Raw genomic sequence first — 10,966 nt, 5'->3', positions numbered from 1 at the left:
AACTACGCCCGTGACCATGATTTAATTAAAGGAGAGGAATAAGCATGGCACATGGAACTAACTATAAAGTAGCATTCAGAAGAAGAAGAGAAGGAAAAACTGATTATGCAGCTAGAATGAAATTAGTTGACTACGACAAATCTCGTTTAGTTGTTAGAGTTTCTAACTCTCATGCAACTGTTCAAGTTGTTGACTATGCTCCAGAAGGAGACGTCACTGTTGCATCTGCTGTAAGTAAACAATTAGCTAGCTACGGTTACTTAGGTGGTACCAGTAACATTTCAGCATTTTACTTAACTGCATACCTTTGTGCTAAAAGAGCTTTAGCAAACGGTGTAGAAAGTGCAATTTTAGATATTGGTTTAAAATCACCAATTAAAGGATCCAAAGTATTTGCAGCTCTCAAAGGTGCTGTAGATGCAGGTTTAGAAATTCCTCACGGTGATTTCATTTTCCCAGAAGATGAACGTATCAGAGGAGAACATGTTGCTAATTATGCTGAATCCTTAGATGAAGACGAAGTTAATAAAAAATTCTCAAAGTATTTCGAAAGAGGTCTCAATCCTGTAGATTTACCAGAAAACTTTGATGAAACTATTAAGAATATTGATGAGGCAGAGGAATAACTATGAGTTTTAATATTGATGAATGGGAACCTAAAACTAAAATGGGTCAATTAGTTAAAGATGGAACCATTACTGATATCGATGAAATCTTCGAAAAAGGTCTTCCAATCATGGAATTAGAAATCGTTGATGCATTAATTCCTGACTTAGAAGAAGAAGTAATGGACGTTAACTTAGTTCAAAGGATGCATAAATCTGGTAGAAAAGTTAACTTCAGAGTAATTGTTGCTGTAGGTAACAAAGACGGATATGTTGGATTAGGCCAAGGTAAAGCTAAAGAAGTTGGTCCTGCAATCAGAAAAGCTGTTGATAATGCTAAATACAACATTATTAAAGTTAGAAGAGGTTGTGGAGATTGGGGTTGTGTTTGTGGAAGAGAACACACCGTACCTTTCAAAGTTCAAGGTAAAACCAGTAGTGTAAGCGTAACCTTAATGCCTGCACCTGCAGGAGTAGGTTTAGTAATCGGTGACGTTGGTAAAACTATCTTAAAACTCGCTGGTATTCAAGATGTATGGTCTCAATCCTTCGGACAAACTCAAACTACTGTTAACTTTGCTAACGCAGTATTCGATGCTTTAAAAGAATTAAGTAAAGTTAAAGCAAGTAAAGAAGACCTCAAAAAAATGGGAGTTAACTACTAGATGGTGATTACTATGTTTTTAGTTATTAGAGTTAGAGGAACTACCGGTGTCATTCAAAAAATCGCTGACACCTTAGACATGTTAAGACTTAACAGAATCAGCCACGCAGTATTAGTTGAAGAAAATCCTAGTTACGAAGGTATGCTTCAAAAAGCTAAGGACTACATCACTTGGGGAGAAATCGATGCTGAAGTTTTAGCTAAAATTATCGCTAAAAGAGGAAGACTCCCTGGTAACAAAAAAGTTACCGATGAATATGTAGCTGAAAATTCTGATTATACCAACATTGCAGAATTAGCAGAAGCTTTAATTAATTCTGAAGTTAAATTAGCTGATGTAGGTATTAAACCTGTATTCCGTTTACACCCTCCTAGAAAAGGATATGAAGATATCCGCTTATCTGTTAACGAAGGTGGATCTTTAGGTTACAGGGGAGAAGAAATTAAAGATCTCGCAATTAGAATGCTTTAAATCAGGTGTATATTATGATTAGAACAAAACGTAAAATTAACAAACAAAGAGGTTCTAGATCCAACGGTGGAGGATGTACCAAAAAACGTAGAGGTGCAGGTAACAAAGGTGGAAAAGGTAAAGCAGGTATGCGTAAACAACACTGGACCTGGACCGTTATCCACGACCCTGACCACTTTGGTAAACATGGTTTCAAAAGACCTCAAAAAATGATTAAAAAAATTAATGCAGTTAATTTAAGTTACTTAGAAGAGCAAGCTGAAAATTTAATTGCAAGCGGCAAAGCATCCAAAGACGGAGATGCCATTGTAATTGATGTTACTGAATTAGGTTACGACAAAGTTTTAGCTAAAGGTAAAATCACTAAAGCTTTCAAAATTTCAGCACCACAATTTTCAGCATCTGCTATTGAAAAAATTGAAGAATTAGGTGGAGAAGCTATCGAATTATAGCTTTTTCCTTTTTAAATTATTAAGAGGAAGAAAATGTCAGCACTAGAAGTTTTAGAACCTATCTTTAGAGTTATTCCTGAAGTTAAATCTCCAGTTCACAGAGAAGACTTCAATGAAAAACTTAAATGGACAGGTCTTGTTTTAGTATTGTATTTTATATTAACACAAATTCCATTATATGGTGTGGCTCCTGGATCTTATGACCAGTTCGCTCAGTTAAGAGCTGTTATGGCAGGAAGCTTTGGTTCAATCTTAACTTTAGGTATTGGTCCTATTGTTACTGCTTCAATTGTATTGCAACTGTTAGTGGGTTCAAATCTTTTGGAGTTGGATTTGTCATCCCATAAGGATAAATCTCATTTCCAGGCTACTCAAAAGGTATTGTCTATTGTATTTACCGTTTTTGAAGCTTCTGTATTAGTATTGACAGGGAATATAGTTCCTTTAGATGGTTCTTATACCGCATTATTGATTTTACAGCTTGTTATTGGGGCATTGGTTATCATATACCTTGATGAAGTTGTATCAAAATGGGGATTCGGTAGTGGTATCGGATTATTCATTGCAGCTGGTGTGTGTGAAGCGATTATAGTAGGTACATTTAATTTCCTCCCTAATGCTCAAGGAATACTTCCGGGTATTATTCCAGGATTCATACAAGCTGCTGTGGCCGGTAAGCCTGACTTCGCAATATTGATTCCATTGATTACAACTATCATAGTATTTTTAGTTGTTCTTTATGGTGAATCCATGAGAGTTGAAATTCCAATTTCTCACGGTAGCGTAAGAGGTCACGGAAGAGTTAGAGGAGCTGTCGGTAAATATCCATTGAAATTCGTATATTCAAGTAACATGCCGGTTATTTTAACAAGTGCATTGCTTGTAAACGTAACCTTGTTCGCAAACCTTTTCCAAAAAATCGGATTGCCTATTTTAGGCCATATTGAAAAGGGCAGAGCCGTTGATGGTATCGCATGGTTATTGTCTACCCCTAAATTGTACATGTTCGTTACAGAACCGATTCACGTCCTTATTTATGCAATATTCTTTATTGCATGCTGTATGCTGTTCTCATACTTGTGGGTAGAAATCAGTGGATTAAACGCTAAAAAGATTTCCGAACAACTTCATTCATCCGGTATTCAGATACCTGGTTTCAGAAGCAGTAAACGTCAATTGTATAAAATTTTGAAAAAATATATTCCTGCACTTACCATTATCAGCGGTATATATGTAGGTTTAATTGCTTTCCTTGCAGACTTAACCGGTGCTTTAGGTGGAGGTACTGGTGTTTTACTTACTGTAGGTATCATTCATAAACTTTATGAAGAAATGGCAGAAGAACAACTTATGTCTTCAAATCCACTTCTTAGAAAATTCTTAGGAGATTAGATCTCCTAATTTTTTATCTTTTTACTAACACGTGAGGGATTAAATTGAAATTAGTAGTATTAACAGGTATTCCAGGTTCTGGAAGTACAACATTGCTTAACAAAGCACTTGAAGAAGTAGATTATGTTCACTTAAATTACGGTGACATAATGACTGAAATTGCAATTGAAAGAAAAATTGTTGAAGATAGAGATTCTTTAAGGAAATTACCGGCTGAAACTCAAAAAGAGATTCAAGCTGAAGCTGCTAAAGAAATCAAAAGAAGATCTGAAAACGATAATGTTATTGTTGATACTCATTGTACTATCAACACACCATCTGGATTCTTGCCAGGATTACCTATTTGGGTTTTAAACGAATTGCAACCAGATCTTTTTGTATTAATTGAAGCTAATCCTGATGAAATCATATACAGAAGATTAAATGATGAGACCCGTTCTAGAGATGTTCAAAAAGCTAAAGACATTGATTTGCATCAGCAAATGAACAGAGCTACTTCAATGGCTTATGCCACTTTGACTGGAGCTACTGTTAAAATAGTCTCAAATCATGACAATCATTTAAATTCTTCAGTTTCTAAATTAGTAGATGTATTAAATTTATAAGGGGATTATAGTATGTTTGATGCAATATTAGGTCCAATATGGAATGTCATATTCCAAGGGTTGAATACAATCTTCAATCCGATTCTTGCTTTAGATCCCAATCCACAAAACCCTGCTTTAGCTGTTTTAATTATTGCATTTATTGTTTCATTAATTACAACTATAGCCAATAAGTATATGGTTGACCAAGATGCATTAAATGAACAGCAAGCAAAAATGAAAGACTTAAATAAAAGACTTAGAGATGCACAAAAAAGAGGGGACGGCAAGGAAGTTTCAAAAATCCAAGCAGAACAGATGGCAGCAATGGGTGACCAAACTGCAATGATGACTAATCAGTTCAAACCAGTGATTGTCACAATGGTTCCAATTCTTTTAATATTCTGGTGGATGAGATCCTCTGCTATCCATAACTTGGTCATCATTTTACCAAAAACAGTATATTGGGTTATTTTAACTCCATTATGGCATGCTCTTGGTAGTTTCTGGCTTGGTGGTAAGGCAACTATTCCTTATGGAATCGGTTGGTTATTATGGTATTTCATTTGTACTTTTAGTATGAGTCAAATTATAAGAAAATACTTAGGATTTAAAGAAGGGTTCTAAATACTCTTTAAACTATACATTTATTAATGATGAAAAAAATATAGTATAATATTCTATATTGAATACGCTATTACACATTATTTATTAAATTATTAAAATTATTAGGTGATTAAATGCCTGCAAATAGGTTCAGATCAAGATCATATAAAAGAGTTAAAAAGAACACTCCCGGTGGGGAAAATGTTCTAAGATATAAAAAGAAAAAACCATCCAAGCACGTTTGTGCTGAGTGTGGTGCAGTCTTACATGGTGTTCCTCGTGGACGTCCATATGAAATTGGAAAATTATCAAAAACAGCTAAAAGACCTAACCGTCCATACGGTGGGTACTTATGCTCAAGTTGTGCTCGTAAACTTTTCAAAAACGAGGCTAGAAAATAATGATAATTACTATCGGTGGGTTAGCTGGAACCGGAACAACTACCTTGGCTGAAAAGCTAAGTGAAAAATTGGACATTCATTACATTTCCGCAGGATTCATTTTCAGGGAAATGGCTGCTGAAAAGGGTATGTCCGTTCTTGAATTCAGTGAGTTTGCCGAAGGTAATGATGATATTGACAAGGAAATTGATAAAAGGCAAGCTGAAAAAGCCAAATCTGCAGAAAATCTAATAATCGAAGGCAGATTATCAGCATATTTTGTTGACAATGCTGATTTGAGACTTTGGTTAGTGACTCCATTTGATGTCCGTTCAGGCAGAATTGCTCAAAGGGAAGACAAGACTGTTGATGTGGCTAAAAGCGAGATTATAACTCGTGAAAAAAGCGAAGCCTTAAGATATAAGGAAATCCATAATATCGATATCAGTAATATGGATATTTATGATTTAATTATAAATACTGATAGCTTTGATCCTGAAAGCATATCAGAAATCATTATTCAAACATTAAAGGTGATATAAATGGCATCAATCGAAGTAGGTAGAAAATGTATTAAAACTGCTGGTAGAGAAGCTGGTCAAGAATGTGAAATTGTTGCAATCATTGATGAAAACTACGTTGAAGTAAAAGGCGACGGAGTTAAAAACAGACGTTGTAACATTCAACACTTAGAACCTTTAGCTGAATAAGCACAGCAATACTTTTTATTTTATTTTAAATACAATTTTTTTGCATAATTTGAATTCATCTAAATGATGAATCTTAACTTTTTCTTTTTATTTACATTTTTTTCTAATTTCCATAATTTCCATTAAGTAATATATTTTTAACGACATTATACGATGGAAACGACAAAAATACATTGCAATGAGTAATATTTTTTTGATTTTAGTGTCAATTAGAATGTTTAAAAAATAACTTTTTATCTTCTTTTTTTATTTTTTAATTAAATTTATTTATAATAAAATCTAATTTTATAGTATAAGACTAAATTATATTTTTAGCTATGGAGAATTAACTATGAAAGGTTATTTAATCAAGTCAAATGCACAAACAAATCCAGAATATGGGTGTGATCCTTATGAAAGGTCTGTTGATGAACATTTAGCTAAAGGTATAATTAATCTGGATAAACCCTCCGGCCCGACTTCTCATGAGATAGACTCATGGATTAAACGTATTTTAAAATTGGAGAAATCAGGTCATGGAGGAACATTGGATCCTAAAGTTACTGGAATTTTGCCGGTGGGACTTAATGATGCAACCCGTGCAATACAACTGCTTTTGACAGCACCAAAGGAATATGTATGTCTTTTAACTTTCCATCAGGATGTCCCTGAAGAAAGGATTCGCGAAGTTTTTGCCGAATTCACAGGAAAGATATTCCAGCTTCCGCCAGTCAAATCCGCGGTTAAACGTGAATTGAGGACCCGTAACATCTATTATTCCACAATCTATGAAATTGAGGGAAGGGACGTACTGTTCAGAATAGGCTGTGAGGCAGGAACATACGTCAGAACCTATTGCCACAATATTGGTGAGGCATTAGGCGTTGGAGCCCATATGGCTGAACTTAGAAGAACACAGGTAGGTTCATTCAATGAAAAAAATAATCTTGTAACCCTGCAGGATGTCACTGACGCTTATCATTTCTGGATTGAAGACGGTGATGAATCATTCTTGCGTGATGCGATAATGCCAATGGAAAGGGCTGCAGATTATTTGCCTAAAGTAATCATAAAGGACTCCGCGGTGGATGCGATATGTCATGGTGCTGATTTGGCATGTGGAGGAATTGCCTATTTAGCCGATAACATTCAAAAGAATGATTTTGTAGCAATATTGACTTTAAAAGGGGAATTGGTTGCTGCAGGTAATTCTTTATTGACCAGTAATGAGATTCTAGAAGCGGACAATGGATTTGCCGTTAAAACTTCCAAAGTATTCATGAAACCGGATACCTATCCAAGATTCTGGAAATAACTCTTTTTGACAAAATTTATATTCTTATTCAAACACATTTTCAAGTAATTGGGGAATGCTCATGTTTGACAAGAGTATAGTTTTTTTGGCATTTATCATAATTATTGTGACGTTAACACCATCTTTTGCGATGGGTTTGCAGCAACATGAATTTAGTCCTGGCTTTAAAATGGATGTTCCTCTAAATTCGTCATTTGAGGAAGTTCCTATTCTCATAGATCCCGACCCTTATGGCACAACAATCTATGAGGATAGTGTCAATGATATAAACGTTACATTTTTCGCACATTGTGAAAAAAAGACTTTTGTAGGAGATAAAATCATTGATTTGGTAGACAATCATGATTTTGAGCTAACAAGGGAAGCGGGTCTGCATATCCTATCCAATGGTTCATTGAATATAGTTGTTTTTGATAAGGATGAAAAGGTAGTCGCCATATCCAGTTCTGATATGGGTCATGATACGTTGAAGGCAATGGCTAATTCTATTGAATTTTAAAAATAAAAGAAGTGGGAAGCTAGAATGCTCCTCCACCTCCACCTCCTGATCCTCCACCGAATCCACCGAATCCGCCTGAATCTGAAGATGGGTTTGCTGCTGTTTCACCTGTTTGGAATGCGGAATACATCATTGAATAGCCTCCGTAGTAATGATATCTGAATAAATCATCATCATAATCTGAGATATTCGGTACTTGAAGTTTCATGGATTTGTATACCTGGTCTGCTACTCCAAGAGCGGATCCATAAATCAGGTACTTCTTCCAGACAACTATTGATTCTGGAGGGTGTTCTTTAATTAAACTGTTATCTTTTAAGAACTTCTTCAAATTGTTCCATTTGAGATAGAAGGTCCTACCACTTTCTGTCCATCTTCCAAATATATCTTCATCAAGATACAATAATGCTATTGAAAAGATGATGAGGAATACTCCTCCAATGAGGGCATACATTCCATTTATCAAATTGGTAATGATTCCAAGAATTGCAAATATTATTCCGAAAATGAGGCCTCCAATTGCAATTCCTGATATTAATGTTGAACCGGTATCGTCAAAGTACTGTGATGTGTCAACGCTGTTTTTAACTTCATCCTGCCAGCTTTCGATTTGTCCCATAAACCATTTTGCTTCATATTCTGAAGACAGTTCGCTGTTTAACTGGGAGAGGTTTAATGCATTGTCCCTTGAAAAGTGCTCCAATGTGTTGAATACTATCCTTTCGCTGGAACTCAATTCATTAACCTTGTCATGATTGAATGTTAAAATCAGGTCATTGGTATCGCTAAATTCATTGTTTTCAGTAAATAGCTTAAAGACCTTTTTATCGATAAGGTTCATTATTGATGATTCAAATCCTTTCATGTTAGGTGTTCCGATATCCTTTTTGTTTTCAACCAGTGCATTGATGACTTCCGGAGGGTCATTTGTCGGAAGATCCCTTTCATAAATCCCATTATAAGTCACTTTAGGTTCCCTTCCGTATCTGAGATAAGTAAATATTGCTCCGACTGGGCTTAAGATGGACAATAATCCCATGATAAGATAAGATGTGTTCCAGAAGTTTCTTCCACTGACGCTTTCATCCAGATTCTTCATTATCATGTCCCGACCGTTCTGTTTTACATGTTTGGCATAGGTGGCATTGTTGAAATCCTCTATAGGCATTAAGACGAGCAATTCATATAATTCCCCTTTTGGAATGCTTGTGGTCTCAGCGGTTATTTTATTTCCTTGCAGTTTGCTTGTATGGTTATATTCTTGAGGGTTTAGGAAATATTCGTTATTCTCATTTCCAGGAAGGTTCACTGTAGCATACATTTTTCCAACACCTACATCCCATTCATCACCCCATAGCTTGTATTGCAGACCTCCAACATCGTTGAAAAGGGTCACTACATTCTTCAAATCATAGCTAATGAAAACTGATACCTTGCAGTCTCTAATGCCTTTTGTATGGGCTGCATCGGAATATAAGTAGATTTTCAAATGTTTGGTGTTTCCGTCATAACTTTCCTGCAGAACGGGATAAGCACCATTTGCTGAAACTTTGATGTTTTCTATACTTTCCCCTGACTTCAATGGTATGTCCCTGTAAACTCCATTGAATTTTCCTTCAAATGCATAATCGTACTGTTCATCTACGTGGAGTAAACCGTTATTTTCAACAGTCAAGTCAATAAATGCCTGGTCGATGCTGTAGCTTCTGTCGTCATCTGCTGAAACGAGAGTGATTGTTGAAAATAATATAAAAACAAGTAAGATTATACAGAATGTCTTTTTAACATTCATATAATCCAATCTCCTTTAAAATTTAACTTCAGGAACTTCCCTTTCAGCTGCAGGAGCTTCAAAGAATTCATCCACTTTGAACCCGAATAGTCTTGCCATAAGGCTGCTTGGGAATTGTTGGCATGCGTTGTTGTATTTCAATACAGCGTCGTTGTAGAATTGTCTGGAATATGAAATTTTATCTTCGGTTTCTGTTAATTCACTTTGTAATTGTTGGAAATTGCTGTTTGCTTTTAGGTCAGGGTAATTTTCAGCCACAGCAAATAATGTTTTTAAAGCGCTGGTTAACTGATTGTCCGCTTCACTTGTTTCTTTGACGCCTTGTGCGTTCATAACGCCAGTTCTTGCTTTGGTAACTTCCTCAAGAACACCTTTTTCATGGCCAGCATAGCCTTTTACGGTTTCGACAAGGTTTGGTATCAAATCGTTTCTTCTTTTGAGCTGAACATCAATTTGTGAATAACTGTTCTTTACGAGGTTTCTAAGTCCGACTAGGTTATTGTACATGTGGATAAGTGTTCCAATGATAAAAATCACTAAAATTACAACTACTATTATTATAATGAAATTCATTTTTTTCACCTTAGTTGATATCTTTTCTTATATAGATAATATATTTTATGTTTTGCAATTTTAGGGCAATGCAGCTAATTATATATGGCATTAAAGCCAATCAGTAGTGTGGATTATCTTTTTTTTATCTTTTTCGAATAATTTTTTTGAAATAATCGGAAAAATGAATACCTTTATATATGTTAAGGTAAATATATTATTATATCATATTATACTAGTCAATATGATGTGCAAGTATTGCTGACTACTTTATGCCGAGATAGTCTAGCCTGGTAAGGCGCGAGACTGGAAATCTCGTGGGCATTCCGCCCTCCTGGGTTCAAATCCCAGTCTCGGCGTTTATTAGTTTTAAACTTAATTTTTTTGTTTCAATTAAAAAAATACTTGTTAAACTGATATTTTTGCACTCTTAGTTTATTTAAACTAAGTTTTAAATTGTTGAAAGAACTGTGCTTTGAGAAATTCAAGGCATTCGAATCTATATTTTACGTCTCGTAGGTTCGCTCTATAAATGGAGGTTATTTAATGGAAGACGATTTCAAGCACTTAGTGCGTATTTCAAGAAAGGATGTAAATGGTAACAAAACCATTGAACAAGCTTTAACCGAAATCAAAGGTGTTGGAATATCTTTATCTAAAACTTTGTGTCGTACTTTAGACTTAGATTTAGATGCTAAAATTGGATACATTGCTGACGAAGATGTTTTAAGAATTGAAGAAATTTTGGAAAATCCTCAAAAATTCGACATTCCTACCTGGATGTTAAACAGAAGAGAGGATTACGAAACTGGTGAAGACATTCATTTAATTGAATCTGATCTTGACATGACTTTAAGGGACGATTTAAACAGAATGAAAAAGACCAGAAGTTACAAAGGTAGAAGACATGAAGTTGGTTTACCTGTTAGAGGTCAAAGAACCAAATCTACTTTCAGAAAAAGTT

Annotated in this window: 15 protein-coding genes and 1 tRNA gene; 14 read left to right on the top strand and 2 right to left on the bottom strand. The window is 35.1% G+C overall.

The window, feature by feature from the left end; all coding sequences use genetic code 11:
* Window positions 1-44 precede the first annotated feature (44 nt).
* From Q0W25_RS08235 to Q0W25_RS08180, 12 genes are all read left to right on the top strand, one after another.
* Window positions 45-626, top strand: a complete 582-nt coding sequence (locus Q0W25_RS08235) for a 50S ribosomal protein L18 (protein WP_298521075.1) — start codon at window positions 45-47, stop codon at window positions 624-626.
* Between the two features lie 2 nt (window positions 627-628).
* Window positions 629-1,270, top strand: a complete 642-nt coding sequence (gene rpsE, locus Q0W25_RS08230) for a 30S ribosomal protein S5 (RefSeq protein ID WP_298521074.1) — start codon at window positions 629-631, stop codon at window positions 1,268-1,270.
* Between the two features lie 12 nt (window positions 1,271-1,282).
* Window positions 1,283-1,741 (top strand): 50S ribosomal protein L30, encoded by a 459-nt coding sequence (locus Q0W25_RS08225; RefSeq protein ID WP_298521072.1) that lies wholly within the window; start codon window positions 1,283-1,285, stop codon window positions 1,739-1,741.
* 14 nt (window positions 1,742-1,755) lie between these two features.
* On the top strand, window positions 1,756-2,193 hold the full coding sequence (locus tag Q0W25_RS08220; RefSeq protein ID WP_298521070.1) for an uL15m family ribosomal protein: 438 nt from the start codon (window positions 1,756-1,758) through the stop codon (window positions 2,191-2,193).
* Between the two features lie 33 nt (window positions 2,194-2,226).
* Window positions 2,227-3,585 carry a preprotein translocase subunit SecY gene (secY, locus tag Q0W25_RS08215; protein ID WP_298521068.1) on the top strand — a complete coding sequence of 453 codons (1,359 nt, stop codon included), beginning with the start codon at window positions 2,227-2,229 and terminating at the stop codon, window positions 3,583-3,585.
* Between the two features lie 44 nt (window positions 3,586-3,629).
* Window positions 3,630-4,190, top strand: a complete 561-nt coding sequence (locus tag Q0W25_RS08210) for an adenylate kinase (RefSeq protein WP_298521066.1) — start codon at window positions 3,630-3,632, stop codon at window positions 4,188-4,190.
* 12 nt (window positions 4,191-4,202) lie between these two features.
* A complete protein-coding gene (locus Q0W25_RS08205; RefSeq protein ID WP_298521065.1) occupies window positions 4,203-4,796 on the top strand; it encodes a DUF106 domain-containing protein in 594 nt (197 codons plus the stop codon).
* A 113-nt stretch (window positions 4,797-4,909) separates the two neighbouring features.
* Window positions 4,910-5,176 carry a 50S ribosomal protein L34e gene (locus Q0W25_RS08200; RefSeq protein WP_298521063.1) on the top strand — a complete coding sequence of 89 codons (267 nt, stop codon included), beginning with the start codon at window positions 4,910-4,912 and terminating at the stop codon, window positions 5,174-5,176.
* Window positions 5,176-5,697 (top strand): (d)CMP kinase, encoded by a 522-nt coding sequence (cmk, locus tag Q0W25_RS08195; RefSeq protein ID WP_298521061.1) that lies wholly within the window; start codon window positions 5,176-5,178, stop codon window positions 5,695-5,697. Before Q0W25_RS08200 ends, cmk begins: the two co-directional genes overlap by 1 nt.
* Window positions 5,698-5,865, top strand: a complete 168-nt coding sequence (locus Q0W25_RS08190) for a 50S ribosomal protein L14e (protein WP_298521059.1) — start codon at window positions 5,698-5,700, stop codon at window positions 5,863-5,865.
* A 331-nt stretch (window positions 5,866-6,196) separates the two neighbouring features.
* Window positions 6,197-7,159: an RNA-guided pseudouridylation complex pseudouridine synthase subunit Cbf5 gene (locus Q0W25_RS08185; RefSeq protein ID WP_298521057.1), complete on the top strand. Its 963-nt coding sequence runs from the start codon at window positions 6,197-6,199 to the stop codon at window positions 7,157-7,159.
* 61 nt (window positions 7,160-7,220) lie between these two features.
* Complete coding sequence (locus Q0W25_RS08180) at window positions 7,221-7,658, top strand: hypothetical protein (RefSeq protein ID WP_298521055.1); 438 nt, start codon at window positions 7,221-7,223, stop codon at window positions 7,656-7,658.
* A 19-nt stretch (window positions 7,659-7,677) separates the two neighbouring features.
* On the opposite strand, the gene Q0W25_RS08175 is transcribed toward Q0W25_RS08180, so the two are convergent.
* Both Q0W25_RS08175 and Q0W25_RS08170 read right to left on the bottom strand, forming a co-directional pair.
* Window positions 7,678-9,450 carry a DUF2207 domain-containing protein gene (locus tag Q0W25_RS08175; protein WP_298521053.1) on the bottom strand — a complete coding sequence of 591 codons (1,773 nt, stop codon included), beginning with the start codon at window positions 9,448-9,450 and terminating at the stop codon, window positions 7,678-7,680.
* A gap of 15 nt (window positions 9,451-9,465) precedes the next feature.
* The gene (locus Q0W25_RS08170; RefSeq protein ID WP_298521051.1) at window positions 9,466-10,023 is read right to left on the bottom strand and encodes a LemA family protein; all 558 of its coding nucleotides are present in this window, start codon (window positions 10,021-10,023) and stop codon (window positions 9,466-9,468) included.
* Between the two features lie 253 nt (window positions 10,024-10,276).
* Between Q0W25_RS08170 and Q0W25_RS08165 the strand changes: the two genes are divergently transcribed.
* A tRNA-Ser gene (locus Q0W25_RS08165) sits at window positions 10,277-10,361 on the top strand.
* Between the two features lie 187 nt (window positions 10,362-10,548).
* Window positions 10,549-10,966, top strand: a 418-nt coding sequence (locus tag Q0W25_RS08160) for a 30S ribosomal protein S13 (RefSeq protein ID WP_298521049.1), incomplete at its 3' end; no start/stop codon positions are given.

This window comes from uncultured Methanobrevibacter sp., from assembly GCF_947166415.1.
In the GTDB taxonomy this organism is placed as follows: Archaea; Methanobacteriota; Methanobacteria; order Methanobacteriales; family Methanobacteriaceae; genus Methanocatella.
Note: the sequence above shows the minus strand (reverse complement) of the source record. Positions and strands in the feature narration are given on the sequence as shown.

Excerpts from the sequence above, each read along its gene's own strand:
- Q0W25_RS08200 (WP_298521063.1), top strand. The coding sequence starts at position 4,910 with ATGCCTGCAAATAGGTTCAGATCAAGATCATATAAAAGAGTTAAAAAG.
- Q0W25_RS08180 (WP_298521055.1), top strand. The coding sequence starts at position 7,221 with ATGTTTGACAAGAGTATAGTTTTTTTGGCATTTATCATAATTATTGTG.
- Q0W25_RS08170 (WP_298521051.1), bottom strand. The coding sequence starts at position 10,023 with ATGAATTTCATTATAATAATAGTAGTTGTAATTTTAGTGATTTTTATC.
- Q0W25_RS08220 (WP_298521070.1), top strand. The coding sequence starts at position 1,756 with ATGATTAGAACAAAACGTAAAATTAACAAACAAAGAGGTTCTAGATCC.
- rpsE (WP_298521074.1), top strand. The coding sequence starts at position 629 with ATGAGTTTTAATATTGATGAATGGGAACCTAAAACTAAAATGGGTCAA.
- Q0W25_RS08235 (WP_298521075.1), top strand. The coding sequence starts at position 45 with ATGGCACATGGAACTAACTATAAAGTAGCATTCAGAAGAAGAAGAGAA.
- cmk (WP_298521061.1), top strand. The coding sequence starts at position 5,176 with ATGATAATTACTATCGGTGGGTTAGCTGGAACCGGAACAACTACCTTG.
- Q0W25_RS08185 (WP_298521057.1), top strand. The coding sequence starts at position 6,197 with ATGAAAGGTTATTTAATCAAGTCAAATGCACAAACAAATCCAGAATAT.
- Q0W25_RS08190 (WP_298521059.1), top strand. The coding sequence starts at position 5,698 with ATGGCATCAATCGAAGTAGGTAGAAAATGTATTAAAACTGCTGGTAGA.
- Q0W25_RS08175 (WP_298521053.1), bottom strand. The coding sequence starts at position 9,450 with ATGAATGTTAAAAAGACATTCTGTATAATCTTACTTGTTTTTATATTA.
- Q0W25_RS08225 (WP_298521072.1), top strand. The coding sequence starts at position 1,283 with ATGTTTTTAGTTATTAGAGTTAGAGGAACTACCGGTGTCATTCAAAAA.
- secY (WP_298521068.1), top strand. The coding sequence starts at position 2,227 with ATGTCAGCACTAGAAGTTTTAGAACCTATCTTTAGAGTTATTCCTGAA.
- Q0W25_RS08205 (WP_298521065.1), top strand. The coding sequence starts at position 4,203 with ATGTTTGATGCAATATTAGGTCCAATATGGAATGTCATATTCCAAGGG.